Genomic DNA, 25,501 nt, shown 5'->3' on the forward strand with positions numbered 1-25,501 from the left:
TCGATTGTGATGCTTCATATTATACCCATTTTTCTGAAAGGAAACTTCCAGAGCGCCTGTTGATCGATAAGTTTTCTTGTATTCGTCCTTTTGTGACGATACAATAATGCAGATACATTATAGAAATAGGAAGTGAAAACCGAATGAATTTATTTCAGCGATTTTTTAAAAGTACATATTCCCCTCAAGCTATTGGGAAAATGCGTTTCCAAGGCATAGGAAAAACGATTTTATACGTATTTTTGCTCAGCGTGATCGCCGCTCTCCCGAACCTTTACCATATCAGCAGCGGAGTGGTGAATACGATGAACAGCTTTCAGTCAGCTGTGAAAGAATTCCCCGCTTTCTCCATAAAAGACGGCACACTGCAAACAGATGCAAAGAAAGCGATTGAATCACAGTCATTCGGATTTGTCATCGTTTTTGATCCGAGCGGCTCTTATGAAACAAAACAGATCGAAGACAAACGCAATTCCGTCGGCATCCTGAAAGATAAGTTCGTCATCGCCATTGACGGCCAAGTCCAGGAAATGCCGTACACAATGCTTCCCGAGGACATGTCTAAGGATGATATTCTTTCTTTAGTTGATCAAAATAAAGCGGTGATTGTTCCCGTCTTGTGCGTTCTGCTGTTCCTGGCGACGGCAGCCGGAAAATTCATTGATGTCTCGGTTCTCGCCGTCATCGGGCTGATCATTCGCAACGGGCAGAAGAAAATGCTCTCCTATAAGCAGCTTTGGGTAATGTCTGCTTATTCCATCACCCTCGCAACCGTGTTTTTTGCAATTATGGACGCGCTGGAGGCGGTGGTTCCAAGTCAGTTCCTCCTGAACTGGTTTGTGAACTTTATCATGCTGTTTCTCGCCATTAAAGAAACGCCGGCTTCTAAAGCAGCGAGGTAAAGCGGGCAGGAGCAAATTTGTTGTCATGTTGGAAGAGGGACAAGCGTAACATAATAAAAAATGCACGAAATGGGGACAAATCAGATGAAACGTGTCATTGTGCTGTTTTCGATTTTGCTCGCCCTGTTCATTGTTTATTATGACTTGAAATCAGGCACCATCCCTCAAAACGCCTTACCGGCTTCAACCATGGCAGCGGAAGCTCCGGCTGCAAGCCTGCAATATAAGTCCGTTACGGTAAAGCCCGGACAAACGGTATTTTCAATCATCGGGAACAGCGCCGTTCCGGCTGACAAAATAGCCGAAGATTTTGAAGAGTTGAATCCGAATGTTGAGGCGGGCCGCATTCAAGCAGGTGTCACCTACAAGTTTCCCGTTTATCCTGATTAAGCGTTAATTTCTTGTCAGTTTCATGAACGGGCTGTTACAATAAGACTTGTAAACGATTTGGTATAAGAAAAGGAGCAACCGCCTCCGAATTATACTTAAGGAGCGAATTCAAGTGAGTGAAATCACACATCGTACAAAAACGCGTCCCGTTAAAGTGGGACCTTTAACAATAGGCGGCAATAACGAAGTCGTCATTCAAAGCATGACAACAACGAAAACACATGACGTTGAAGCAACCGTCGCCGAAATCAACAGACTCGCGGAAGCAGGATGTCAAATCGTCCGCGTCGCCTGTCCTGATGAACGGGCTGCCGACGCCATTCCAGAGATCAAAAAGCGGATATCCATCCCTCTTGTCGTGGATATTCATTTCAACTATAAATTGGCATTAAAAGCGATCGAAGGCGGAGCCGATAAAATCCGCATCAATCCGGGTAACATCGGCCGCCGCGAAAAGGTTGAAGCGGTCGTCAACGCAGCGAAGGAAAAGGGCATTCCGATCCGGATCGGCGTCAATGCAGGCTCTCTGGAAAAACGAATCCTTGAGAAGTACGGCTATCCGACAGCAGACGGCATGGTCGAAAGCGCCCTGCACCACATTAAAATTCTTGAGGATCTCGATTTCCACGATATCATCGTCAGCATGAAGGCGTCTGATGTAAACCTGGCGATTGAGGCATATGAAAAAGCGGCTAAAGCTTTCGATTATCCGCTTCATTTAGGCATCACCGAATCGGGAACGCTGTTTGCCGGTACAGTGAAAAGCGCCGCGGGTCTCGGCGCGATCCTTTCAAAAGGAATCGGCAATACATTGCGGATTTCTTTAAGCGCGGACCCGGTCGAAGAAGTAAAAGTCGCCAGGGAGCTCCTGAAATCTTTCGGGCTCGCTTCCAATGCGGCAACATTGATTTCCTGCCCGACTTGCGGCCGGATCGAAATCGATTTGATCAGCATTGCCAATGAAGTCGAAGATTACATCGCGAAAATCAAGGCGCCGATCAAAGTTGCCGTTCTCGGCTGTGCCGTCAACGGTCCCGGAGAAGCGCGCGAAGCCGATATCGGGATCGCCGGCGCACGCGGCGAAGGACTTCTGTTCCGCAAAGGCGAAATCGTCCGGAAAGTGCCTGAAGAAACGATGGTCGAGGAATTGAAAAAGGAAATCGACAAGCTCGCCGAAGAGCATTATGCCAAACAAGCGGCAGAAAAAGAAAAATTAAACACATAATAAAAAAAAGCTTGACGGATATCCGTCAAGCTTTTTCCGTTAGAAAAACGGGGTGATGAATATGCCAAGCACCAAGGAAACTGCACCGATACCCATTGCCCATGCTCCTAAGCCAGCTGCTCCTTGTCTTCTGGCTATATAACCGACAATGATCCCTGCAATTCCTAACAGCACTGGAAGCATAAACAAGGAAATAATCGAAAGCGCAAGCGCAATATATCCGGTTACACGTCCGCCGGCAGCATCGGCATCGTTACGCGCTTCGCCGTTGTCCCCGTTATCCGTACGATAGGTCGGGGCAACTTCTGCTGCTGTTTCTTCTAAAAATTCATCATTATCTAAAGTCGCATCGACTAAGTCAGCATCATAACCTGCTCGGTTACGATCGCGAACATTTTGATCTCTTTCCATTCGATATCCCCCCTCTTTAATCCAGGAGCATTTATAGTTTAAGCATTTTAGCCCGATTCATGTTTGCTAAACTTTACTGTAAATGTTAAAAGATTATGATACACTGGAGGAATGGATGATAAGGAGTGTGGACATGTTACATTTAGGAATCGATATTGATGGAACGATCACTGCCCAGGATACTTTTGTTCCCTATTTGAACGAGTCGTTCAGCCTCTCCATTACATTGGAAGATATTAAGGAATATGACCTGACAAAGCTGCTGAATATATCTCAAGAAGATTTTTGGAAATGGATGAACGAAAACGAGCCCCGCATCTATCAGGAAGCATTGCTGGCTCAATATGCCAAACAGACGCTGGATGAGCTGAAAAAGCAGCATAAGCTGATATATATTACAGCAAGAAGACATCACCTGGAGGATATCACCTATGACTGGTTCGAGAAACGCGACATTCATTATGACCATATAGAACTTGTCGGCGGTCACGATAAATTGGAAGCCGTCTTCAGACATGAGATCGATGTTTTCTTTGAAGACCACCACGGGAATGCAACCATGATCGCAAAAGAAGCAGGCATTCCTGTTCTGTTGTTTAATACGCCGTACAATCAGCTTCCGACCGATTCAAACATCGTCAGAGTCGACAGCTGGCTTGAAGCCGCCGAATGGCTGAAAAAGAACGAGAAAACGCTTAAAGCCGCAAAAAGCATGTAAGAGGTTTTATCTTACATGCTTTTTGCGTTAAAAAAAGGCATATGGCTTTAACCGCCATATGCCGCTCCCTTTACTGCGCTTCCGTGCTTTCTTCTTCACAGCGCGGGCAGGTTCCGTAAATTTCAAACTTATGGCCGCTGATCTGATAGCCGTCAAGATCGTCTGTCAGCTTTTCCATCGGACATAGCTCAATTTCTTTCGTTTTGCCGCACACCATGCAAATAAAATGGTGGTGGTGGTGAGCAGAAGAACATTTAAAACGGAACAGCTTTTCACCGGAAAGCTCAGTCGTTTCCAAAATGCCGAGTTCTTCAAACAGCGACAAATTCCTGTAGATTGTATCAAAGCTTAGCCCCGGATAATCATCATTTAAAGCGGAAAGGACATTTTTCGCCGTTAAATATTTATCTGAATCACTAAACAGCTGAAGCATATCCTCCCGTTTGCTTGTATATTTATATCCTTTTTCCTTCAGTAAATCAAGCGCTTCCTGTACGTTCACGGCGAATCCTCCTTTTGACTTTATTATAACTGATGCACAGTATCAGGATAAAGATCGACAGCATCACGATCGTTCCCCCCGGTGCAAGATCGAGATGATAGGCAAGCACAAGGCCGACGATGACGGAAAGTTCACCGAACAGGATCGATAAGAAAATCGCCTGCTTAAATCCTTTGGCAATGCGCATGCTCGCAGCGACAGGGAGCGTCATCAGCGCTGAAACGAGAAGCGTACCGACGATTCTCATTGAGGCGGCGATAACAAGCGCAACGATCAAAATAAAAATAAAATGAATCCACTTTGCGGAAATCCCTGAAGCTTTTGCATGCTCTTCATCAAACGACAGAAGAAACAGCTCTTTAAAAAGGGAAAACACCACGATCAAAACGGCTGCGGAAATGCCGACGATCACCAGCATGTCTTCCCGTGAAACAGCGCTGACGCTGCCGAATAAATAGCTGAACAGATCCGTATTGAATCCGTCCGCAAGCGAAATAAAAATAACGGAAATGCCGATTCCCCCCGACATGATAATCGGGATCGCCAGCTCCTGGTAATGTTTATAAACCGTTCTCAGCCTCTCGATGATTAAAGAGCCGGCAACGGAAAACGCCATTCCGAAATAGATCGGGCTGACTCCTGCGAGCACTGCAAACTGTTTGCCTGCATACAGGCTCGCTGCTATGCCGGCTAAAGAGACGTGGCTGAGCGCATCTGCGATCAGCGACAGCCGCCTGACAACGATGAATACGCCGAGCAAGGGCGCGATGAGGCCGATTAATATTCCTGAAATAAAAGCGTTTTGCAAAAACTCATAATGAAAAAAAGGTGTCAGCATTATTCGTGTCCTCCATGATGATGGTGATTGTGGCTGATGGCTTGAACATCATGCCCGTAAAATTGAGACAAGTCTTGATCTGTCATGGACTCAAACTCTTCTGTATTGCCGTGAAAATGAAGATGCTTATTCATGCAGGCAACGTGTGTGACTTTATCGGAAACCGTGCCGACATCATGGGTGACAAGAATGAGCGTAATGCCTTTTTCACGATTCAATTTCTCCAGCAGCTTGTAAAACCCTTCAACTGTTTTTTGATCGACTCCAACCGTCGGCTCGTCAAGAATGAGCAGCTTCGGTTCGCTCACCAGCGCTCTCGCGATGAAAGTTCTCTGCTGCTGTCCTCCCGAAAGCTCGCCGATGTTTCTGTCTTTCAGGGACGTGATGCCGACAGCTTCGATCGCTTCATCCACCTTCTGCTTATCGGCTTTGGACATGCGTCTGAATAAGCCGAGCTTTGCGGTTAAACCGCTTGCCACCACTTCATAAACAGAAGCGGGAAAACCGGTGTTAAAGCTGTTTGCTTTTTGGGATACGAAGCCGATTTTGCTCCAGTCCTTAAATTTTCTGAGAGGAACGCCAAACAGTTTAAGTTCGCCTGTCTGCGGCTTAATCAGCCCCAAAATGCATTTCAGCAATGTCGTCTTTCCCGATCCGTTTGGACCAACCAGGCCGAGAAAAGTCCCTTCTTCAATTTGCAAATTTATATCTTCTATCACATTGCGATGATCATAGGAATATGATACATGCTTCATTTCAATAATAGGTTGTTTCAATTCGTTCACCTTCAAATTCTCCAGAATCATTACGATTTATCGCACAAAAAGAAAATGGCAGCCGAAAAGCAGCAAGCCATTTTCACGATTGACCAGTTCATCTTTAAATTATACATATAAACTTTAAAAAAGTAAATGAAAGCCTAATGGATGGCGTTTTTAAACTTTCCTCCGCGCGTTTCGTGCGTGTCCATAATCGTTATAAAAGCATTGTGATCAATATCGAAGACAATCGATTTCAGCTTCGTCACTTCAAGCCTGGTCACAACGGCATAAATCACTTCTGTGTCCTCGTCGGAATAGCCGCCTTTCCCTTTGAGCTTGGTCGTTCCCCGGCCGAGGCGATGCAGCAGCGAATCGGAAATCTCCTCGTATTGATCTGAAACGATGATGACCGCTTTCGTCTCTTCAAGCCCTTGAATGACGGCATCAATCGTCTTCATCGCAATATAATATGTCATAACCGAAAACATAGCCTGCTCAAGGCCAAACACAAAGCTCGCCCATGCAAAAATAAAGACATTGACGAACATGACAAATTCGCCGACAGAAAACGGCAGCTTTTTCGTAAGCAAAATGCCGAGTATCTCAGTTCCATCCATAGAACCGCCGTTACGAATAACAAGCCCTACGCCGAATCCGAGCAGAAGACCGCCGAATACGGCTGCCAGGACGGGCTGAGTCGTAACCCCTTCTACATGATGCAACAGTGTTTCAATAATTGACAAGCTGACGATTCCGATTAGTGTTGAAATTAAGAACGTTTTTCCGATGTGTTTGTAGCCTGAAAACATAAACGGGATGTTGAGAACGACGACGAGCAGAGCGAAGTTGATATACGGGTTATCTTTAAAGAGGTAGTCCAATATTAATGAAATGCCGATAATGCCCCCGTCGATGATGTTATTCGGCACTAGAAATAATTCGATGCTGGCGGCAGCACAGGCAGCCCCGATAAGAATCATGACGATCCTAAACGCTTTTTTGACCGCTGATTCTTTTTTATGCTGTTTTTGAGTCTTTGCCATTCTGTCTCTCCTTTTCACAAACTGGCCAAACCGTTCCTTATCACTATCATATCATTTAACAGACTGAAATAAAAAAATGACACATTTTTAATTTTACGCCATACATTAGTTCAGAGGGGAGGAATGGACGTGATTTTATTTCAAAAGATCGTGCTGCAGCGTTTAAATCAGGTCACGGCTGACGAGGTGCTGAAGTACGCTAAACAATACGGAATTCAAGTAACAAGAAAACAGGCGCTTGAAGTGGAAAAGCTTGTGAAAGGAAAAAACATCAATATTTTTAATGAAGAAGAACGCAATAAACTGCTCAAGCAAGTGGAAGCGGTCACTTCAAAAGAAGCGGTGCAGCTATTGAACCAGCTGTTTGCTCAATACGTATCATAAAAGGGGAGCTGGTGTGCCCCCCTTTTTTTATTGCTGCTTGATTTTTTCAAGCAGCTCTTCATCAAACTGTTTATTTTTGAGCATTTCAATTTCAAACCGGTAAGGCGGCTTTTTGTTCTTTTTATCTTCTCCTACATAAGGCGTTTCAAGGATTTTCGGAATATCTTTCAGCTGATCGTGGTGAACGATGTATTGGAGCGCATCAAAACCGATTTCTCCGAATCCGATGTTTTCGTGGCGGTCCTTTCTCGCACCTCTGACATTCTTGCTGTCATTAATATGAAGCACTTTTAAACGGTCGATTCCGACAATTTTATCGAATTCGTTTAAGACACCGTCAAAGTCGGATACTACATCGTAACCCGCGTCATGGGTATGGCATGTATCGAAGCAGACGGATAAATGCTCGTTGTGTGTAACGCCGTCGATGATCTGTGCAAGCTCCTCAAACGTCCGCCCGCATTCTGAACCTTTCCCGGCCATCGTTTCCAAAGCGATCTGCACATTCTGATTCGGGTCGATGACCTCGTTCAATCCTTCGATGATTTTTTGAATGCCCGTTTCTGCGCCTGCGCCTACATGAGCTCCCGGGTGAAGAACGATTTGTCTGGCGCCGATCGCCGACGTCCTTTCAATTTCAGAACGCAAGAACTCGACACCGAGCTCAAATGTGGCCGGATTCGTTGTATTGGCAATATTGATAATATACGGGGCATGAACGACGATATCAGAGATGCCGTTCTCTTCCATGTGAGCCCTTCCCGCTTCAATATTCAAATCCTCGATTTTTTTCCTGCGCGTGTTCTGCGGCGCTCCCGTATAGATCATAAATGTATTGGCGCCGTAGGAGCTTGCCTCCTGACTGGCCGCAAGCAGCATATGTTTTCCGCTCATTGAGACGTGTGAACCGATTTTCAACAAAACTGTTTCCCCTACTTTCCTTTTCTAAATTGCTTTCTTTTTTGCTGTCTTTTTATTTTTTGGATTTCCGTCTGCATTTTCTTCTTATATCCAGGCTTGACTTTTCTCGGTTTTTTCACAAGCCGCTTGGCGACCTCATCCGTTTCATCAGGCGTTCTTTTTCGGTTCTGACGGCGCTTGCGGTCATCGATCTTTTTCCACTCGCCTTTTTCAATCCTCATGTTTTCAAACACGATCCCCATCTGTTCAAGCTTCACAAGTGCATCTTCATCAGATGTATCATAAAACGTCACCGCTGTTCCGGATGTTCCGGCGCGCGCTGTACGGCCGACGCGGTGAACGTAAAAGTCAAGATCATCAGGCAGTTCATAGTTAATGACATGGCTGACGCCTTTAATATCGATTCCCCTTGCAGCCAAATCAGTGGCTATGATATAGGTGAATTCCAGATCGCCGATTTGCTTCATCACTTTTTTTCGTTCCCGCGGCGTAAGCCCCCCGTGCAGAAGTCCGACTTTCATCCCTTTGTCCGTCAGATAAGCGGCGATCTCGTCGGCCGTTGTTTTTGTATTGGCGAAAACAATCGCCAAATACGGATTTAAATGGGTCATGACCTCGAGCAGCAGCTCATTTTTATCCCTGTGCCTGGAAGGTATCAGCACGTGTTCGATTTTTTCAGCCGTGATGTGCTTCGGCTCAACATGTGCATACCTCGGATTGGCCATGTATTTTTTCAGGAAAGGCTTTAATTTTTCGGGAATCGTTGCGGAAAATACAAGCATCTGCAAGCCTTCCGGCATATGCGACCCGATAAAATCGACATCTTCCAAAAATCCCATATCAAGCATTAAGTCCGCCTCGTCAATAACGAACGAACCGGCTTTATGAACATCGAGCGCCTGCTCCCTGATCAGGTCTGCAATTCGCCCCGGCGTACCTACCACCAGATGGGGCTGCGTTTTTAATTTGTCAATCGATTTTTGTTTATCGGTACCGCCGATGAAACATTTCGAACGAATCGCTTCATCAGGCCCTAAAAACTTGGTGATTTTCAGAACTTCCTGATGAATCTGGTTGGCCAGCTCCCTTGTCGGAGCCGTAATCACGACTTGAACGAACTCCTTTTCAGGATCGATCCTGCTTAAAAGCGGGAGCAGATAGGCGTGCGTTTTTCCCGTACCTGTCTGCGACTGCCCGATCGCGCTCTCCCCTTTCAGCGCCGCAGGGATTAACCGCTTTTGAATATCAGTCGGCTCATAAAATCCCAAGTGGTGAACAGCCTCTATAATAAACGGCTTTAAATCGTACATTTCAAATTTCGTTTGTTTCATTTTCCCAACTCCTTCTTGGAAAGCCGTTATTCCGGCGCTCCAAGCTTTATCCTATATGGCTGAATTGTGCGCTTATGTATCCTTTTTTATGCCGCACTGCTAAAAAAAAGGCTGATATCATGTCCATCATTAAATTATAACTGATCCTGCAGAAAAAAACCATCACCCCCGCCCTAATCGGGCCGGCGGACAAAGGCACTTTGCCACCGTTGGTGCATACCCTATCAAGAGAAGGATTTTGAAAGGAGGTACAAGTATGTTTCAGCAACAGCCGATGAGAAATCAGCCAAGACCGCAGGCGCCGCAAAGGCCCGGCAGAGCCTTGATGCCGAGACATCCGGGGATGGGAATGCAGCCCCCTCAAGCGCAGCAGCGTGGCCTGCAGCAGATGTTTCAGCCAATGGGCGCCGCCCAGCAGCAAGCAGGCGCGCGAGGAGGAGGGATTCAGGGGTTGCTCTCGAAATTTCTTCCCGGATCTGCCGCATCCGGGGGAACAGGAGCGGGTCTCGGCGGAACCGGAAGCGGCCTTGGAGGCATTCAGGGTCTGGCCAATCCGTCTACCATTTCAAATATGCTCGGCAATGTTCAAAAAGCGCTCGGCGTAGCCCAGCAAGTAACACCGATGATTCAGCAATACGGACCGCTCGTCCGCAATCTCCCCGGAATGGTGAAAATGTTCAGACAGCTGAATTCCGATGATACGGAAGCAGAAGACGGCGAACAACAAAAAGACGAACCGGAACACAAGACCGAAACGAGCGGCGAAAAGAAAGAAGAAATTAAAGTGTCATCCAAAAAACCCGAAAAATCCAAACCCGAAGAAATCAGAAAAAAACAGAGCCGTTCAGCCCCTCCGTCTGCAAAAAGAAAAACCGGAGGATCTAAACCTAAACTGTATATATAACATTCTTTGATATCTCCTGCGGGATCAGATATAATGAGGTCTATAGAGACTGCAAAAATAAGCCGTTTTTTACGGCTTTTTATCATGCCCGGCTCTTACTTCTTTATAGGAGGACTAAGAATGAACGTAATTAAAATATCGCCGCGCGGCTATTGCTACGGTGTCGTCGACGCCATGGTCATCGCAAAAAACGCGGCTCTCGATAAAAGTCTGCCGAGACCTATTTATATTTTAGGAATGATCGTTCACAATAAACATGTCACAGACGCATTTGAAAAAGAGGGCATTTATACGCTTGACGGCCCGAATAGGCTCGAGATTTTGAATCAGGTCGACAAAGGAACGGTGATCTTCACCGCTCACGGCGTTTCGCCCGAAGTCCGCAAAATAGCTGAGGATAAAGGTCTTGTCGCGATTGACGCCACCTGCCCTGATGTGACAAAAACACACGATTTAATCCGGAAAATGAAAGCCGAAGGCTATCACGTCATCTACATCGGAAAAAAAGGACACCCGGAGCCTGAAGGAGCGGTCGGCGTCGCCCCGGATATCGTTCATCTTGTTGAAACCGAAGAAGATGTGGAAAGGCTGGACATTGAAGCGGAGAAACTGATTGTCACGAACCAAACGACGATGTCCCAATGGGATGTCCACGATATTATGGAAAAGGTAAAAGAAAAATATCCGGATGTTGAATTCCACCAGGAGATTTGCCTGGCCACCCAAGTGCGTCAGGAAGCGGTGTCCGAACAAGCGAAAAAAGCCGATTTGACGATCGTTGTCGGCGATCCGAAAAGCAATAACTCAAACCGCCTCGCCCAGGTCTCCGAAGAAATCGCGGGCACGAAAGCATACCGGATCGGTGATTTAAGCGAATTAAAGCTGGAATGGCTTGACGGCGTAGAAACCGTCGCTGTAACGGCCGGCGCATCGACACCGACCCCGATTACAAAGGAAGTCATCCGCTTTTTAGAGCAATTCGATCATGAAGATCCGTCCACATGGAAGATCAGTCACGAAGTACCGCTGCATAAAATCTTGCCTAAAGTAAAAGCAAAAACCTGAAGCGCTAATAGCTTCAGGTTTTGTTTTTTATACAAACGTAAACGGATTCGTATTCGTATCCGATGGAAAGACCGAGACATCAAATTTTTTCTCCCGGCACATCGCTGTCAGCTTTTTTGCAACCCCGTTTTTCATGATTTGTTCAGCATAATGGCCGGGGTCAACTACATTCAGCCCGATCATCATGGCGTCGTGCGCCGTATGGAAATACAGGTCTCCCGTGACATATACATCAGCGCCCATACGTTTTGCATGATGGATGTATTTGTTGCCGTCACCGCCTAATACGGCGACCTTCTTCACTTTCGCATCAGACTTGCCCACCATCCGCGCTCCGTTCGCCTCCAACTTTTCCTTCACATATCGGGCAAACGCTTCGAGTGTCATCTCTTCATTCAATTCACCGATGCGGCCCAGCCCTTTTTGAAGCGGATTCTGCTCGACCGGATAAATATCAAAGGCCACTTCTTCATACGGATGGGCCTCACTCATCGCTTTGATCACGGATTTTTCAATACCCGCCGGATAAACGGTCTCGATTCTTACCTCTTCGACCCGTTCAAGCTCGCCCCGCTTGCCGATAAACGGATCAGCTTCAGATAGCGGCTTGAAGCTGCCGACTCCTTCTGCAGAAAACGCACAGTGGCTGTAGGCGCCGATATGGCCGGCTCCAGCGTCTCCAAGAGCTGTGCGTACCTGTTCTTCATAATCTTTCGGGACATAGACGGCAAGTTTTTTCAGCGGCTCTTCATAGGTTGGAACCAGAACTTTTGTGTTCTTTAATTCCAGCGCTTCCGCTAGCATGTCGTTGACACCGCCGTCAGCGACATCGAGATTCGTATGAGCCGCATAAACCGCGATATCATGCTTGATGCACTTTTCGATCAGCCTTCCGCCGGGCTGATCTGTGATGACATGTTTCAGCGGCCTGAAAACAGGGGGATGGTGCGCAATAATTAAATCAACGTTCTTTGCGATCGCTTCATCAACCGTTTCTTCGAGAACATCAAGCGTGACCATGACATTGGCCACCGTTTTGTTCAGCGTGCCGATTTGCAGGCCGATTTTATCTCCTTCAACGGCTAAAGACTTAGGCGAGAACTGTTCAAACAATTGAATGATTTCATGCCCGTTTATCGTTTTTGTCATCTTCTAAGTACCTCCTTTAAGATCTCTATCCGTTCTGACAGCTCAAGCAATTTTTGTCGATTTTCTTCACTCGGAGGAGCCGCTTCAATTTGTCGATAGATGTTTTCCGTATGTTTCAGCTCCTGCGACCATTTTTTGATAAAAACATCATTTTGTTCTTTGACCAAAAATGGGCCGACAAGCATGCCTGCCGCAAAGGAAACCCCATCGTAAGCCGCATCCCGATCGCCCGCTTCAGCCACGAGAACCTCATAGTACTTGCCGTCTTCTTCAAGGATCTCTTCATTGATCAGTGCATAGCCTTCCTGGTAGAGCCACTCTCTAATATGGTGAGCGTGGATATTCGGCTGTAAAACCAAACGCTCCTTACCTGAGAGCTTATCCTTGCCCGTTTTTAGAATGTGAGCAATGAGCGAGCCACCCATTCCGGCAATCGTGATCACATCGGCTTCGCCCTTTTCAATCACTTCAAGCCCGTCTCCTTTCCTGACGGATATGAGCGAACTTAACTGCAGTTTCTCAACCTGCTGTTTCGCAGAAAGAAACGGACCATCTGTGATTTCTCCGGCGATCGCGGCGCTTGCCAGGCGATTCAGCACACAATAGCAAGGCAAATACGCATGATCAGACCCGATATCAGCCACAACAGCCCCTTTTGTTATGTATTCCGCCACAGTCTGCAGCCTTTTCGATAACTTCAATTCATTCACAATCATCACTACTTTTCTAGATTCATTTTACTTTTACTATCATATAAAAAATCGCTTTACTTTCCAAGCTGGAACAGCAAATCAACATTCTACTCGGTCAATTTTGGATTCTCTCTGTAATATCCACGTAAAGTATGGGTCTCAAGATCCGCGAGCCGAACCGGAATCGGCAGCCTGCTTTCTCGATTGATTAAGCTCATCGCGATGTCATAACTGCTGTCTAAATCAATCAAATGTCCGCATGATAGAAATATCGGTTTGACATCTTGCCTTGTCCGCACCGCACGTCCGTAGACTTCGCCATCAATCACAATATCTGTATAAGCGCCGAATTTATTATCAGGCATCACAAAATCAGTTTGTTTTATTTTCAAGTAAGTTTTCGCAATGCCGATCGTTGGGTTTTCGAGAAAAAACGCAGCATGTGTCGCAATCCAATATGGTTAATATGGAGATAGCCATTCCCGTCAAATAAAAAAACATCCGGTTCAATCGTCAGCTTTTTAGCTGCCTTAATAATAAGCGGCAGCTCCCTAAAAGCAAGAAACCCTGCGATATAAGGCACGGCGATTTTCCCTGCACAATGTACTTTTTCAATGACACGCTTCGTATGAAAATCCAGCACGATGATGCTGCAGACACCAAATGCTTCACCATCTTTCTCCCAATAAGCTAAATCAACCCCCGCACAGGTTTGCAGAGCGTCTTTACTGATGGGGTTTTCTAGATTGATATGTTTTTTTAGTTTTGTTTGTATCGTTAAGAAGTCATTTTCTTGGTTTAAATTAAAATCGTGTATATTGTTGATGTTCATCTTTAAAAACCAACTTTCTACATGCCTTTTTTTGAACGCCTTTATCTAGATCATATCTAAATTGTTCAGTTCATTACCGGGACATCACTCCGATGCCGGACAGCAAGATGTCTTATAGAATGATCATTGTAAAAAAAGAGCCCCTTAACAAGCAAAAATTCGGGAGCTCTGTTTGTCTTTTTGTAAATCGGGTGATGTTTTAATCATTCATTATTATTCTTTATTTCTCAGCTTCATCGTCATGCTGTTTACACCTTCAAAAAGGGCGTCCCGTATGATTTCAGTGTAATTCTGGTAACTGTCGCTTTTGGCTTTAATGATATCTAAAACTTGTTTAAATTGTCCATCTACGATAATCGTAATGCCTTCGACCTTTTCACCTGTCTGATCATTCTCAAATTCCTCATTCAACATGGTTACCGTATCATTACTATTCATTAGAAACTCTCCTATCTTTTTTAAAATAAACTTTTCCCTTTATGATTTATCCAATACTTTTAATTTGTAGGAACTAGACTTGTAAAGTCCTCATAAACTCCAATCCAATGATTTTGGTATATATTCTTCATAACATGCTGGTTCTAGGTACATGGAATACAACTTTTTCTGACTAAAATCGATTAATAATGAGGGGCTGAAGTCAAACAAAGCATCGGCTGGCTATTTATATTGATGTTCGGCTGCTTTTTGAAGGGCGGCTTCTATGTGGTCCACTAATTTTTCCGGTCTTCTCGTTTCCATGTCTTCTAACGGGTTTTCCCAGTCCAAATTCTTAATTAATAGCATATAAAAAGTGCCTGAAGGCTCAATATCCACGTACCAGCCGACATCTAAAATCAAGCGGCTTTCTTTATGCTCCAACTGTAGTAATGATGACGTAAAGTTAAACCAGTCATCACTGTCCTCCTCTAACTGATCTGGATCGATATCAATTAGTTTATTATAAGAGACGGTCCATCCTTGAGGAATTCTAAGACGTAAATAGTCAGGAGGCCCTTCAAAAATGAAAAAGTTCCCTCCAAATGCCGCCGCTTCTATTTTCCAAATGATCCGTTCCAGCTCTTTTACTAGCTGCCTGCGATCTTCAACATTGATTGTGTCAATCGTTTCTCTATGATTGTCATAAATATGAATAAGATATTCATCCTGGCCTTTAATGATTTTGACCGCAGCATGATATCTTTGTTTTTCTAATTCTAATAATTTGGTATTTGGTTCAACTTTTTCATGTGTGTCGGTTAAGTCATTATATTTAACGAACCAGCCGCACGGTATATTTATAGGTTCTAATGATTTTATGGAATTAGACAAATCGTTCACTCCTGATTTGTATATTCGTCTCTTGAGTTCAGGTCTTGTCCTCTTATTTGTTTTATTACCAAGTTTTATACAAATAATGTGTCAGTACTTTACTATTTGCATTAGATGACTGACGGAGATCATTTTATTTCACAGCCAGACCAAACTGCCGACACTAGAATACAAAGGACTGTGTCCACAAGCTCTCCTACTTGGAGCAAGCAATAATCATGATCGTCTTCTTGTCTTTTATGTATGACAAAATGAAATATGAATAATTCTATATAGATCAAAATCCATGGTCAAAGTCTATTTCATACAAATCTACCCATTCTATAAAAGTCGGCATTGATTTAGTGGTAGTAAACTCATTAATTATACGGTAAGCTAAACCACGATCTACATAGCTGCAAGACGGAATCTTCATTGGCTCCCCACCTACTAAATGTTCCACCGTTTCTATTTCAACATTTTTATTCATTGGAACGAGGTAGTCTGGATGTCTCATTATAAAGAACCCATATGGTTCATCATAAAAGAAAATTAACCATTCATCACAGCCCTCTACTTCAAAACATGAATCCCCGCTTCCTTGCTTCCAATAATCCTCGCCTTTTTCAAATACAATACTTCTTATAAAATCATCATTCGGGTTTTCAATTGGTTCTTCAACCGGTCCATTATACGTGATCATATTAATACCACCTTATTTGGTAGCCTCAATTATTATTGGCTTGTTACTCTTCCGTGTCTTTCATAAGCCCTGCATGAGATTCAGCATGAGTTAGTTGAGCATGTCCTAAGAGTTTTAGGTGTACTCTTTTTGAGCGGGACCCACTGTACTTCCCTTAAAAATATAGTGGCCTTTTGCGATTCTAATATGACAGTTGAATTTACATCAAAATGAGTTCTACTTTTAGTCGATGGTGTTTTGCCTAGTTGTTTGCTCTTTAGATATTTTATCAATATAATCGTCCAGCGTACAATTGTCCAATGAACGATAGCACTGATGCTTACGGTGATTTTATCTATTTCCAGCTTGAGCCCCGAGACAATTTCCGCCCCTTTCAAATCCGCGTTTTTCACTTCATGATCCAAAAAAGGGTCTTCCATATAAGAATCGTATCCCCTGTGCTTGGCAATCAAGTGGTTTATTCTTAACTTTAGGAGCGGTTATTAAACATATATTTAACTTGCGATTGAGTTCTTTCATAATTAAAATAACTTTATAAACGCTTCTCTATTTGTGGGGATCTCCTCTTTTGCACTCTGATAAACCTCAATGCCCTTTCTTATCTTTTCAACCTCTTTCGATGTGATAAAACCAGTTTCCACCGTACTATTTAAAAAGATGGTAATGCTATCTTTATTTATACCCTCTAACGCTTGTGGCAAATGTTTTACTTTTTCTTTTTTATAAGCTTCCCAAGAAGTATAAGCGACAGCATCAACTAGTAGCGACCACAGCCTGGCAATATTCGAGTCTTCTTCTTCCTCAGCAAATTCTGAAATTCCTGTAAAGTCTGCGTTATCAATTAGCTCGTATAAGTCATCACCAGTAACGGCATGAGATTCAACCCATAACCAACATTTGTCCAATGCTTCTCTTCCTTCCGGATGCCTTTCATCATCTTTGCTGATTACAGAAAATACTCTTTCGGCAACTGTTAAAACAAAGCCTACTTTAACTTTATTTTGCAAATTGTCCAAAAATATATTATTCATGATACCCTCCCTTATTCACGCAGACAATTGGAGTGCCGATGTGGTCGGCTGTTCTACGAAGACGCTTTTCTTTATGCTCAAACCTGTAGGAAGTGATAGGCTGAACTTCGTTGTAATTCATTTACCTTTATATACATTAACTCATTGTCAACACTAACCTGTATCAAATTTCTAAAAAACCTTGAAAAGCATACAGCTAATCAAGGCTTGAAATGATTATATTTATTTTTTCTTATTCATTGCTGTTAGATGGGACAAACACAATAAATTCCCCTTTAGGATATGTTCCCTTCCAACCGCAAGGCCATCCGCCTTCTTTATATAACTCAAAAACCTTTTCATAAAAATTATTTGTTTTTCCATTGACCAACCGATTTAAAGCACACATTGTGAGGTCTCCTTCAATCTCCTCATGAATATCTACATAATCAAACGGAAGAAAATGTTCAGAGTAATTTTCATAGTCACCGAAATACTCGTATAATTCATCTTGCTGAGTAGCTAAATCTAAATCGTATATCTTTTCTGCAATATTTTCAGTTTCTAATGACTTAACATGCTCCCACACTGTATCAACTTCTTTAAATCTTGTGACCAGGCAAAATTTTGGGCATCACTAAAATTATTAATGACTCGCAAATTAGGGACATTAAAGTTCTCATTGAAAAACATCTTGTTATTACGAATAAAGCTCATTACTTCTTCGACTAATTGAGTGTTCTTACCAAAATTCATTTAGATAACCACCTTTTCAATAACTCTTCGGTTGCTTCACCGCCTCTGTTCCAAATAGGGAGCTTTTTATTTTTTCCACTTTTCTAAAATTCTTGATATTCCCATCCATTAGATAAAATAAGAAAGCTGGAATATCCCAACTTTCTTATTTTTATTCTACACTATTAAGTAAAAAATCTTGAATGCTCTCCCTGGAAATTTTTTTCTCCCCCTCTTTTTTCAAAAACTTCAAAAAAGCTTTTTCTTTTTGACCTGGATTTTTAGATAATAAACTAAAGTGACTATGAAATTCCTCAAATAACTCGTAAGAATCAATAGATTCGATGGTTTCAGGTAAATACTCATCTTTCTGATATTTATATGCTTTGTAAATTGTATAAGATATTGCATCAGCAATACATATCCAAGCATCTAGATCATCTTCATTTGATTCAAGCTGCATTAAAGTTAAAATCCCTGTGTCATCTAAATTTTCCAGGTAAGTATAAAGATCGTCTGCTTCTATATTCTTGTGTTCAAGCCACTTCCAGCAGGCATCTAATGCTTCTTTTATAAAATTGAAATCATTTGATTGTTTTAATGTAGGAACTATTGCTTCACAAAGTCCTAAATAATATGCAGATTTTAAATCATCATTCAATTCTTCCCATTCTTGAAACATATACTACACTCCTCAATTAAATATATTCACCATTTTTAATAACTAAATTCAATCTTCCGTTTGGCTTGATTCCTTGAATAGTCTCAGAAGTTACTTCTATCGTCAAATTAGGAAACATCTCGCTAAATTGCTTAAATACTCCAGCTGGTACATTCGGATTATTTAGTCCTTGAATACAGGTTGGACAAACCCCTTTAGGATTAGATTGGTGAATTTTTAATGTTCCTGTTATTTCAGCAGGATTTTTTCCTAAAGCTTCTACTTTGCTTATAAAATCATTTAACACGCCTTCTTCAGCATGTCTTGTTGCACTTGCGATTTTTCCTGGAGATTTTATAGGTCTATCTGGCATTACTGAGTCTAAATCGGGAAGCCCGGCTTCTTTTCTAACTTTAGGGGATCCACCCTCAAATACTAAATTTTCCAAACCTTCCACATCTGTCTTTCCAACCGCAACAGTGTCAGTTTTAGGAACATTCCATTTTTGGCGCAGAACACCTAAATCAGCTTTTCCAACATCTATTTTACTACCAGTCCTGGCTCCCTTACTGACGTTCCCCCCACCACTCACCATCTTCACAATTCCAAGCTCTTTCACCGGCGTTTTTTCAACATTCACGCGGACAATTGGGGTGCCGATGCGGTGGCCTGTTGCGGAGGCAGGCTGTTCGACGTAGACGCGGACGTTTGTCGGGACTTGGAAGGATTTCACCTTTTCAAGGATGTTGTTTCCTTTTTGCACCAGAGCTGCTTTTGGCGATTTGGCGAGCGGAATGTTTTTGCCGGCCGTTTTGGCCAATGTTTGAGCGCCGTGGTTTGCCGTTTTTGCGACAGCACCTGCACCGACGAGGCTCAAGGTGGCTTCGATCAGGCCTTGTTTCCGCCTCTCTTCAGAAACTTTGTTTCCAAACATGTCCTTGCCCGTGACGGCTTCTGAGAACCCATTTGAAGCGACAAGGCCGTAGGCGCCCATTTCCGTCATTTTCAAGACGTTCAACGTTTTTGAGGCTTTGTAGGCGTCAAGCGCGTGATCAGCGGCGATGAGTCCTTTTCCTGTTTTATAAATGGCTTTTCCGCCTTTGAAGGCTCGGCCTGCCCACCCTACGATCGGAATAAATCCTGCTGCCGCCATTGCTCCGGCGGCGACACGCTGGCCGTCTGTCAGCTTTTCTCCTGTGACCGGGTCGACGCCTTCAGCGGCTCTCTTATAATCATAATACCCGCTGACTTCTCCGACAAATGTTCCGGCAGCGTCAAGCGCTTTTAAATCCCAAGGCTTGTTCGCTTCTTCTTCTTGTTTTTCTTGAAGCCTGCGCGCTTCTGCCTGTTCATTTTTGAATTCAATATAATTGGCGGCTTGATTTTCGACTTCTATCGTATTTTTATAGATCTCGCTTGAGTGGAACGATTTCAAGCTAAAATACATCGGTGAGGCGGTTTTTCCATGACTTGTAGCTTCCATCAGCCCGGAATATTTGCCGAGCACGGCGCTGTCGAGCGCTTGTAAGTTTGTGTATTCGGTCTTGAGCGATTCATCCAGTTTATTCACAGCGTCGATGGTGTTTTGCCGAGTTGTTTGCGCTTTAGACATTTTATCAATATAATCGTCAAGCGTCCAATTGTCCAAATCAACGATATCGCTGATGCTTGCGATGATTTTATCCATTTCCAGCTTGAGCCCCGAGACGATTTCCGTCGCTTTCAAATCAGCGTTTTTCAGTTCATGATCCAAAAAAGAGACTTCCACATAAGAATCGGACAGCTTTTTGTCTTTTATGTCACCTGATACACCATTAAAAAAAGCAATCTGCGCTTCAACAAGCTTTAACCAGCTGTCAACGATCTCGGCCTGTCCCTTGTAGAAGTCTTTAATGTTATCCGCACCTTTCCCCTGAAAATCATCACCTAAATCGGCGACTCCGAGAAACGCTTTTTTGAGCGTTTGCAGTTGATCCTCAAAGGTTTCGTATTGTTTCTTGCGGTTATTCGCTGCTTCAATTAAAGAATGCGCTTCAAATACTTTCATTGAATTGTCCTCTCTAACCTCAGGCTATTTTCTGGCGATTGCTTTGTCCTGCTCTTTCAGCAAATCGACATTTTCCTTCGTATCCTTTATGTTTTTGTGTACGGCTTTTTTGTAATCGGCCACCATCTGATGAATGTTCTGCTCGCGTTCGTGGCACTTTGTCGTATATGTCAATTTATTTTTCCCTGCAGCTTTCGGAGGGTTTGGCAGGTCTAGGGCATCAATCGCCGCTCTTACGGCCTCCAGCTTTTTGATGACCGTTTCATGTTTCAGCTTGATTGTCGTCATTAAAACCAGCTCCAACTGTTTTTGATTGAGCGGATTTTATCGCTCAACTGATCAACCGCTTTTTCCCCCAGAGAAAGCAAATGATCCGCCTCTTTAGCTGCCGCTCCCGCCAATTCAAGGCTGTGCTTTTCAACTTCGAGCGCAAAAATTTTTCTCTCCAGCTGGGAAATATAGCCTTCGTACTTTCCGTTCACGATGTTGTACATAGATGTATGAGCCTCATCCCGTTCGCCATCAAAATCGTTGGCGAAGTCCCCTGTCCAGTGGCTGTTCAGATGAGGGTGCAAGATTTGCCTGATCTCGACAATCCCGGTTTCGTGTTCTTTCTCAATCCCCTTTTTTGCTGTTTTAACTCGTTCAATCCGCCTTTCTACATCGGCCAGCTTTTGGTTAATCGTGCTGTGGATATGATTCAATGTGCTCGCATGACTCATTTGATTCACCTCAGGGAAATACTCAAATAGACGGATGACAACAGGGCATCCGCTGCATTTTTTCCATTTATATAATAGTAAAATAGATGCAATCTTACTTAAATAGGGTGGATTGCTTATTTTTCCCTTGCAAAGATGAGTGAATCCTCCAGAAAAAGTAATAAAGACCTACTTTCGATAGCGCCGCACCGCCTGAAAGGATGGAATCGCAGATGCTGGAATAGTACAAATCACCCTATCGAGGCGACTCTTTTTCTAGCAAGAGCCTCATTGAACAAAAACAGAAAAAGGATTCGCCCGAAAGCTCTTTTCAAAGCTTTCTTTGCGAATCCTTTAAGTGATTAAACGGTTTTAGCCAATCTGGGAAAGCTATTTAATCTCTGACACCCATTTGGCCATATCATCAAGCTTTTCCGCCGGGACCAGTCCTCCCGGCATTCCGTTGCCGCCTTTTTCAATCTTTTCTTTAATCGCACCTGTATCCATCCGGTCCCCGACGCCTTTCAGTTTAGGGCCTGACACACCTTCATAATTCTCGCCGTGGCAGGTTACACAGTTCGCTTTGTAAATTTCTTCAGGCGAAGCATCGGCTTTGTCTTCTTGAGCTGTTTTATTCCCTTCGCCTGCAATTTCTTTTGCGTCATAAAGGCCTTTTATAGATAAGATAAAAACCAGTCCTATGCCCATAATGGCGATTAACAAAAATGGTATCAATGGATTGCGGTTCATTTTACATCCCCCTTTTTAATTTGCCCCTGCCCCTTATGTAAACAATTCTAATTCTACTTTAATTTTACAAAAAGTAAACCGGTTATGAAACAAAAGCTGATGAAGTTCACATTTTAGACAAAAAAATGGACGATGAAGCGATTGTTTATTTCCCATTTAAAAACCAGTTTTTGAATACGGTTACAACAACCATTATAAAGGGCTTTTCCTTCGATCTCAAGGTTATAATGACTCAAAATACACTTTTGGATATTTGCAAATTCGAAAGAAATTAAGTAAAATATAATCGGGTTACCAATAATAGCGCTTTCATTTCTTTTGTGAAAAAAAGAACGGATCTCCTGACCCGTTCAAGTTTATTCGAGAAAATCTTTCAAGCGTTTGCTTCTGCTTGGATGTCTTAATTTACGAAGTGCTTTAGCTTCTATTTGACGAATTCGTTCTCTTGTTACCCCGAACACCTTACCAACTTCTTCTAATGTTCTTGTACGACCATCATCAAGGCCGAAGCGAAGGCGGAGCACATTTTCTTCACGGTCTGTCAATGTATCCAGCACATCTTCAAGCTGTTCTTTCAGCAATTCATATGCTGCATGATCTGATGGAGAAGTCGCTTCCTGATCCTCAATGAAGTCTCCCAGATGTGAATCGTCCTCTTCACCGATCGGAGTCTCGAGTGAAACCGGTTCCTGGGCGATCTTTAGGATTTCACGGACTTTCTCAGGCGTCAGATCCATATCTTCCGCAATCTCTTCAGGCGTTGGCTCGCGGCCGAGATCCTGAAGGAGCTGCCTTTGAACACGAATCAGCTTGTTGATGGTTTCAACCATATGAACAGGAATCCTGATCGTTCTCGCCTGGTCGGCAATCGCCCTTGTAATCGCCTGTCTGATCCACCATGTCGCGTATGTGCTGAACTTATATCCTTTGCGGTAGTCAAACTTTTCCACCGCCTTCATCAGGCCCATGTTTCCTTCCTGAATAAGGTCAAGGAAAAGCATTCCGCGGCCGACATACCGTTTTGCGATGCTGACGACAAGTCTCAAGTTGGCTTCAGCGAGACGGCGCTTCGACTCTTCGTCGCCTTCCTCGATTTTTTTTGCGTATTCGATTTCTTCTTTTGCAGACAAAAGGTTTACCCGTCCGATTTCTTTCAGGTACATGCGGACAGGGTCGTTTATCTTAACGCCCGGAGGCACGCTTAAATCGTTAAGGTCAAATTCTTCTTCGGCCTTGGCCAGCTGTTGAATATTAGGATCCTCAGTTTCTTCGTTCTCGCTAATTAATTCAACGCCTTGTTCTCCTAAAAATTCATAATACTCATCCATTTGGTCTGATTCGATATCGAAGCTGGACATGCGCTCTGCAATTTCTTCATATGTGAGCACTCCGCGCTTTTTGCCGGCTTCTGTTAATTGATCCCTCACCTGTTCAAATGTGAATTCAGTTTCGGTCTCGTGAGCTTGTTTATCAGCCATTCATGGATCCCTCCTTCCAAAACTTACAGACGAATTCTAAAAGCATCCCGCTTTTTTGTTCCTATTTCACGAGTAAAGCCTTCTCTCTCATCTACGGCTTCACGGGAAAGCAAATCATAAATTGACAATATATTGATTAGGACAAGCAGCTTTTGCTCCTCCGTTAGGATTCATTGCCAAGAGCTTTTCCTATTATATATAACGGTTTATTTCAGCGAACGGTTCAACTTAACAATTTCCTGCGCCAAAGTCGCCGCTTTGATAAAGTCTTTTTGCCTCTCGGCTTCCGCCCTTGCAGCTTCTTTTTCTTTTATCATTGACCAATTTCGATAATTCAACACTTTTTTTACATAATCAGATAATTCCGCTTCACTTAATTCTTCGTTCACCTGAAGCATTAAGATATCTGTCAGAAGCTGGCCAAGTTCCTGATCCTCGACTCTCTTAAAGAGCTCCTGGATGGAAATGTCCGCTCCTTCTTCATACATGGCGTACAAATAAGCGGCAATCGCTCGGTGCTGATCAAGGTTGAATTCAAAGCCCACCCGTTCCAAAACCTTTCGAATGACGTCCCGGTCATGAATCATGTGGGCCAGGAGCATCCGCTCCGCATTCTCATGAGCCGGCCGAAGCCCCGTCTTTCTCCGAGGGGCGCGCGATACGGCCGCCTGCCGCTCTTTAGAGTCCTGGCGGCTGCTTTCCCTGCTGCGGCTTGCAGCCTGCTTTTCAAATACGGAAAGCTGATCCTTCAAGGATTCAAATGAGATTGAAAATTCATTTGCCAGCTGTTTGATGTATATTTCCTGTTCCAAAGGACCGCTGAGAAGGCTGACTTCCTTCAGTACATCGTTGATATAGGCTAAACGGTCTCCTTCATCAGACAGGTTTCTGCCCTTGCGGAAATAGTTCATTTTAAACGTCATCATCGTAACGCTGGCCCCTATTACATCATTTTTGAATTTCTCGCTGCCGAATTTTTTGATGTAGTCATCGGGATCCAGCCCGTCAGGTATCATGGCCACCTTGACGTTGCAGCCTTTTTTCTGAAGAATCTCCGCCGCTTTCAGCGTGGCTTCATAACCGGCATGATCCGAGTCATAGCACAGTATGACCTCTCCGACATTTCGCCTGATGATCTTCGCATGTTCTTCCGTCAGCGATGTACCCATCGTGGCGATCGATTCTTTCACACCGGAGGTGACGGCTGAAATGACATCGGCAAATCCTTCAAAAAGGACGGCCCTTTCTTCTTTCCGAATGTGAAGGCGGGCCTGATGGAAATGATAGAGAAGCTTGCTTTTTCGAAAAAGCGGCGTTTCCGGGCTGTTCATGTATTTTGGCTGCTCCCCGGTGAACGTCCTTCCGGAAAAAGCGACCGTTGTGCCGTGATGATCATGAATCGGAAACATAATCCTGTTTCTGAAACGGTCAAAATATCCGTCGCCGTTCTCGCGTCTGATGATGAGTCCAGCTCTTTCCATCAGCGCAAGATCAAAACCTCTCCGTTCCAAAAACTTCGTGATGAAATCCCACGAGTCAAGCGCGCATCCGATTTCAAACTGCTCGATCTGCTCCATCTTAAAGCCTCTTTCAAGCAAATAATCGAGCGCTGCCTGGCCTTCCTTTGTATTGACGAGCAAATGATGATAAAATTTCTTTAACAGATCATGAGCTTCCGCCATTTTCTGTTCATCCGAACTGCCTGTGCTGTATGCTGATACAGCTGCGACCTGCTCCGGCAGATCTATTTGATATTTGTCCGCCAGGTGAGAGACAGCCTCGGTAAATGAATAGCCTTCCATTTGTCTTAAAAATGAAAAAACGTTCCCTCCCGCTCCGCAGCCAAAACAATGAAAAATCTGTTTTTCTCCAGAAACAGAAAAAGATGGTGTGTTCTCACCATGAAAAGGACAAAGCCCAAAATAATTACGCCCCTGTTTTCTTAACTGGACGTACTCTCCGATAACTTCTACGATATCAGCTGATTTCTGCACCTGTTCTACAATTTCGTCTGGTATACGATTGCCCATGTTCCAACACTCCGTCGTACATAATTCG

Annotated in this window: 28 protein-coding genes and 1 pseudogene; 7 read left to right on the forward strand and 22 right to left on the reverse strand. The window is 43.8% G+C overall.

The window, feature by feature from the left end:
* Positions 1-143: 143 nt before the first annotated feature.
* From TRNA_RS34780 to ispG, 3 genes are all read left to right on the forward strand, one after another.
* Positions 144-902, forward strand: coding sequence for a DUF1189 domain-containing protein (locus tag TRNA_RS34780; protein ID WP_003183545.1), 759 nt, complete (start codon positions 144-146; stop codon positions 900-902).
* An 84-nt stretch (positions 903-986) separates the two neighbouring features.
* Positions 987-1,292, forward strand: coding sequence for a LysM peptidoglycan-binding domain-containing protein (locus TRNA_RS34785; RefSeq protein ID WP_003183547.1), 306 nt, complete (start codon positions 987-989; stop codon positions 1,290-1,292).
* 106 nt (positions 1,293-1,398) lie between these two features.
* Positions 1,399-2,517 carry a flavodoxin-dependent (E)-4-hydroxy-3-methylbut-2-enyl-diphosphate synthase gene (ispG, locus tag TRNA_RS34790; RefSeq protein WP_085959519.1) on the forward strand — a complete coding sequence of 373 codons (1,119 nt, stop codon included), beginning with the start codon at positions 1,399-1,401 and terminating at the stop codon, positions 2,515-2,517.
* Between the two features lie 39 nt (positions 2,518-2,556).
* Here ispG and TRNA_RS34795 read toward each other — a convergent pair whose 3' ends face one another.
* Positions 2,557-2,928 carry a hypothetical protein gene (locus tag TRNA_RS34795; protein ID WP_003183551.1) on the reverse strand — a complete coding sequence of 124 codons (372 nt, stop codon included), beginning with the start codon at positions 2,926-2,928 and terminating at the stop codon, positions 2,557-2,559.
* A 133-nt stretch (positions 2,929-3,061) separates the two neighbouring features.
* Here TRNA_RS34795 and TRNA_RS34800 point away from each other — a divergent pair, with 133 nt between their 5' ends.
* Positions 3,062-3,646, forward strand: a complete 585-nt coding sequence (locus TRNA_RS34800; RefSeq protein WP_009327882.1) for a 5' nucleotidase, NT5C type — start codon at positions 3,062-3,064, stop codon at positions 3,644-3,646.
* A 70-nt stretch (positions 3,647-3,716) separates the two neighbouring features.
* Here TRNA_RS34800 and TRNA_RS34805 read toward each other — a convergent pair whose 3' ends face one another.
* From TRNA_RS34805 to TRNA_RS34820, 4 genes are all read right to left on the reverse strand, one after another.
* Positions 3,717-4,148, reverse strand: coding sequence for a Fur family transcriptional regulator (locus TRNA_RS34805; protein WP_003183555.1), 432 nt, complete (start codon positions 4,146-4,148; stop codon positions 3,717-3,719).
* Positions 4,126-4,986, reverse strand: coding sequence for a metal ABC transporter permease (locus TRNA_RS34810; protein WP_009327880.1), 861 nt, complete (start codon positions 4,984-4,986; stop codon positions 4,126-4,128). The genes TRNA_RS34805 and TRNA_RS34810 overlap by 23 nt, the downstream gene beginning before the upstream one ends.
* Positions 4,986-5,741: a metal ABC transporter ATP-binding protein gene (locus TRNA_RS34815; protein ID WP_020476897.1), complete on the reverse strand. Its 756-nt coding sequence runs from the start codon at positions 5,739-5,741 to the stop codon at positions 4,986-4,988. Before TRNA_RS34815 ends, TRNA_RS34810 begins: the two co-directional genes overlap by 1 nt.
* Before the next feature lie 164 nt (positions 5,742-5,905).
* Positions 5,906-6,790, reverse strand: a complete 885-nt coding sequence (locus TRNA_RS34820) for a YitT family protein (RefSeq protein ID WP_003183563.1) — start codon at positions 6,788-6,790, stop codon at positions 5,906-5,908.
* 129 nt (positions 6,791-6,919) lie between these two features.
* Between TRNA_RS34820 and TRNA_RS34825 the strand changes: the two genes are divergently transcribed.
* Positions 6,920-7,174, forward strand: coding sequence for a DUF2624 domain-containing protein (locus TRNA_RS34825; RefSeq protein WP_009327878.1), 255 nt, complete (start codon positions 6,920-6,922; stop codon positions 7,172-7,174).
* Between the two features lie 27 nt (positions 7,175-7,201).
* On the opposite strand, the gene TRNA_RS34830 is transcribed toward TRNA_RS34825, so the two are convergent.
* Entirely contained in the window at positions 7,202-8,095 is an 894-nt protein-coding gene (locus TRNA_RS34830; protein WP_003183567.1) for a deoxyribonuclease IV, read from the reverse strand.
* 11 nt (positions 8,096-8,106) lie between these two features.
* The gene (locus tag TRNA_RS34835) at positions 8,107-9,426 is read right to left on the reverse strand and encodes a DEAD/DEAH box helicase (protein WP_011198124.1); all 1,320 of its coding nucleotides are present in this window, start codon (positions 9,424-9,426) and stop codon (positions 8,107-8,109) included.
* Positions 9,427-9,682: 256 nt separating this feature from the next.
* Between TRNA_RS34835 and vrrA the strand changes: the two genes are divergently transcribed.
* Together vrrA and TRNA_RS34845 are read left to right on the forward strand one after the other, a co-directional pair.
* Positions 9,683-10,330, forward strand: coding sequence for a VrrA/YqfQ family protein (vrrA, locus tag TRNA_RS34840; RefSeq protein WP_003183571.1), 648 nt, complete (start codon positions 9,683-9,685; stop codon positions 10,328-10,330).
* A gap of 120 nt (positions 10,331-10,450) precedes the next feature.
* Complete coding sequence (locus tag TRNA_RS34845; protein WP_003183572.1) at positions 10,451-11,395, forward strand: 4-hydroxy-3-methylbut-2-enyl diphosphate reductase; 945 nt, start codon at positions 10,451-10,453, stop codon at positions 11,393-11,395.
* Between the two features lie 27 nt (positions 11,396-11,422).
* Here TRNA_RS34845 and TRNA_RS34850 read toward each other — a convergent pair whose 3' ends face one another.
* From TRNA_RS34850 to dnaG, 15 genes and pseudogenes are all read right to left on the reverse strand, one after another.
* Positions 11,423-12,544, reverse strand: coding sequence for a Nif3-like dinuclear metal center hexameric protein (locus TRNA_RS34850; RefSeq protein ID WP_003183574.1), 1,122 nt, complete (start codon positions 12,542-12,544; stop codon positions 11,423-11,425).
* Positions 12,541-13,188: a tRNA (adenine(22)-N(1))-methyltransferase gene (locus TRNA_RS34855; protein WP_025804967.1), complete on the reverse strand. Its 648-nt coding sequence runs from the start codon at positions 13,186-13,188 to the stop codon at positions 12,541-12,543. Before TRNA_RS34855 ends, TRNA_RS34850 begins: the two co-directional genes overlap by 4 nt.
* A gap of 155 nt (positions 13,189-13,343) precedes the next feature.
* A pseudogene (locus TRNA_RS44160) lies at positions 13,344-14,068 on the reverse strand (endonuclease V).
* A gap of 213 nt (positions 14,069-14,281) precedes the next feature.
* Positions 14,282-14,506, reverse strand: coding sequence for a hypothetical protein (locus TRNA_RS34870; RefSeq protein WP_003183583.1), 225 nt, complete (start codon positions 14,504-14,506; stop codon positions 14,282-14,284).
* A gap of 222 nt (positions 14,507-14,728) precedes the next feature.
* Complete coding sequence (locus TRNA_RS34875) at positions 14,729-15,388, reverse strand: hypothetical protein (RefSeq protein ID WP_223307053.1); 660 nt, start codon at positions 15,386-15,388, stop codon at positions 14,729-14,731.
* 268 nt (positions 15,389-15,656) lie between these two features.
* Positions 15,657-16,061, reverse strand: coding sequence for a hypothetical protein (locus TRNA_RS34880; RefSeq protein ID WP_009327874.1), 405 nt, complete (start codon positions 16,059-16,061; stop codon positions 15,657-15,659).
* Between the two features lie 521 nt (positions 16,062-16,582).
* A complete protein-coding gene (locus tag TRNA_RS34890) occupies positions 16,583-17,092 on the reverse strand; it encodes an Imm6 family immunity protein (RefSeq protein ID WP_009327873.1) in 510 nt (169 codons plus the stop codon).
* 232 nt (positions 17,093-17,324) lie between these two features.
* The gene (locus TRNA_RS34895; RefSeq protein WP_003183595.1) at positions 17,325-17,660 is read right to left on the reverse strand and encodes a hypothetical protein; all 336 of its coding nucleotides are present in this window, start codon (positions 17,658-17,660) and stop codon (positions 17,325-17,327) included.
* Positions 17,661-17,978: 318 nt separating this feature from the next.
* Entirely contained in the window at positions 17,979-18,488 is a 510-nt protein-coding gene (locus TRNA_RS34905) for an Imm6 family immunity protein (protein ID WP_003183600.1), read from the reverse strand.
* 16 nt (positions 18,489-18,504) lie between these two features.
* Positions 18,505-20,514, reverse strand: a complete 2,010-nt coding sequence (locus TRNA_RS34910; protein ID WP_003183602.1) for a ribonuclease YeeF family protein — start codon at positions 20,512-20,514, stop codon at positions 18,505-18,507.
* A 24-nt stretch (positions 20,515-20,538) separates the two neighbouring features.
* The gene (locus tag TRNA_RS34915; protein ID WP_003183604.1) at positions 20,539-20,802 is read right to left on the reverse strand and encodes a YwqI/YxiC family protein; all 264 of its coding nucleotides are present in this window, start codon (positions 20,800-20,802) and stop codon (positions 20,539-20,541) included.
* On the reverse strand, positions 20,802-21,236 hold the full coding sequence (locus TRNA_RS34920) for a YwqH-like family protein (protein ID WP_011198127.1): 435 nt from the start codon (positions 21,234-21,236) through the stop codon (positions 20,802-20,804). The genes TRNA_RS34915 and TRNA_RS34920 overlap by 1 nt, the downstream gene beginning before the upstream one ends.
* A 369-nt stretch (positions 21,237-21,605) precedes the next feature.
* The gene (gene cccA, locus TRNA_RS34925) at positions 21,606-21,965 is read right to left on the reverse strand and encodes a cytochrome c550 (protein WP_003183607.1); all 360 of its coding nucleotides are present in this window, start codon (positions 21,963-21,965) and stop codon (positions 21,606-21,608) included.
* A 356-nt stretch (positions 21,966-22,321) separates the two neighbouring features.
* Positions 22,322-23,443, reverse strand: coding sequence for an RNA polymerase sigma factor RpoD (rpoD, locus tag TRNA_RS34930; protein ID WP_003183609.1), 1,122 nt, complete (start codon positions 23,441-23,443; stop codon positions 22,322-22,324).
* Positions 23,444-23,649: 206 nt separating this feature from the next.
* On the reverse strand, positions 23,650-25,473 hold the full coding sequence (gene dnaG / locus TRNA_RS34935) for a DNA primase (RefSeq protein ID WP_003183611.1): 1,824 nt from the start codon (positions 25,471-25,473) through the stop codon (positions 23,650-23,652).
* Between the last annotated feature and the right edge of the window lie 28 nt (positions 25,474-25,501).

The organism is Bacillus licheniformis DSM 13 = ATCC 14580 (genome assembly GCF_000011645.1).
GTDB lineage: Bacteria > Bacillota > Bacilli > Bacillales > Bacillaceae > Bacillus > Bacillus licheniformis.

Coding starts and splice junctions, on each gene's coding strand:
- TRNA_RS34780 (WP_003183545.1), top strand. CDS start 144: ATGAATTTATTTCAGCGATTTTTTAAAAGTACATATTCCCCTCAAGCT.
- TRNA_RS34785 (WP_003183547.1), top strand. CDS start 987: ATGAAACGTGTCATTGTGCTGTTTTCGATTTTGCTCGCCCTGTTCATT.
- TRNA_RS34795 (WP_003183551.1), bottom strand. CDS start 2,928: ATGGAAAGAGATCAAAATGTTCGCGATCGTAACCGAGCAGGTTATGAT.
- TRNA_RS34800 (WP_009327882.1), top strand. CDS start 3,062: ATGTTACATTTAGGAATCGATATTGATGGAACGATCACTGCCCAGGAT.
- TRNA_RS34810 (WP_009327880.1), bottom strand. CDS start 4,986: ATGCTGACACCTTTTTTTCATTATGAGTTTTTGCAAAACGCTTTTATT.
- TRNA_RS34815 (WP_020476897.1), bottom strand. CDS start 5,741: ATGAAGCATGTATCATATTCCTATGATCATCGCAATGTGATAGAAGAT.
- TRNA_RS34820 (WP_003183563.1), bottom strand. CDS start 6,790: ATGGCAAAGACTCAAAAACAGCATAAAAAAGAATCAGCGGTCAAAAAA.
- TRNA_RS34835 (WP_011198124.1), bottom strand. CDS start 9,426: ATGAAACAAACGAAATTTGAAATGTACGATTTAAAGCCGTTTATTATA.
- vrrA (WP_003183571.1), top strand. CDS start 9,683: ATGTTTCAGCAACAGCCGATGAGAAATCAGCCAAGACCGCAGGCGCCG.
- TRNA_RS34845 (WP_003183572.1), top strand. CDS start 10,451: ATGAACGTAATTAAAATATCGCCGCGCGGCTATTGCTACGGTGTCGTC.
- TRNA_RS34850 (WP_003183574.1), bottom strand. CDS start 12,544: ATGACAAAAACGATAAACGGGCATGAAATCATTCAATTGTTTGAACAG.
- TRNA_RS34870 (WP_003183583.1), bottom strand. CDS start 14,506: ATGAATAGTAATGATACGGTAACCATGTTGAATGAGGAATTTGAGAAT.
- TRNA_RS34880 (WP_009327874.1), bottom strand. CDS start 16,061: ATGATCACGTATAATGGACCGGTTGAAGAACCAATTGAAAACCCGAAT.
- TRNA_RS34890 (WP_009327873.1), bottom strand. CDS start 17,092: ATGAATAATATATTTTTGGACAATTTGCAAAATAAAGTTAAAGTAGGC.
- TRNA_RS34905 (WP_003183600.1), bottom strand. CDS start 18,488: ATGTTTCAAGAATGGGAAGAATTGAATGATGATTTAAAATCTGCATAT.
- TRNA_RS34910 (WP_003183602.1), bottom strand. CDS start 20,514: ATGAAAGTATTTGAAGCGCATTCTTTAATTGAAGCAGCGAATAACCGC.
- TRNA_RS34915 (WP_003183604.1), bottom strand. CDS start 20,802: ATGACGACAATCAAGCTGAAACATGAAACGGTCATCAAAAAGCTGGAG.
- TRNA_RS34920 (WP_011198127.1), bottom strand. CDS start 21,236: ATGAGTCATGCGAGCACATTGAATCATATCCACAGCACGATTAACCAA.
- cccA (WP_003183607.1), bottom strand. CDS start 21,965: ATGAACCGCAATCCATTGATACCATTTTTGTTAATCGCCATTATGGGC.
- rpoD (WP_003183609.1), bottom strand. CDS start 23,443: ATGGCTGATAAACAAGCTCACGAGACCGAAACTGAATTCACATTTGAA.
- dnaG (WP_003183611.1), bottom strand. CDS start 25,473: ATGGGCAATCGTATACCAGACGAAATTGTAGAACAGGTGCAGAAATCA.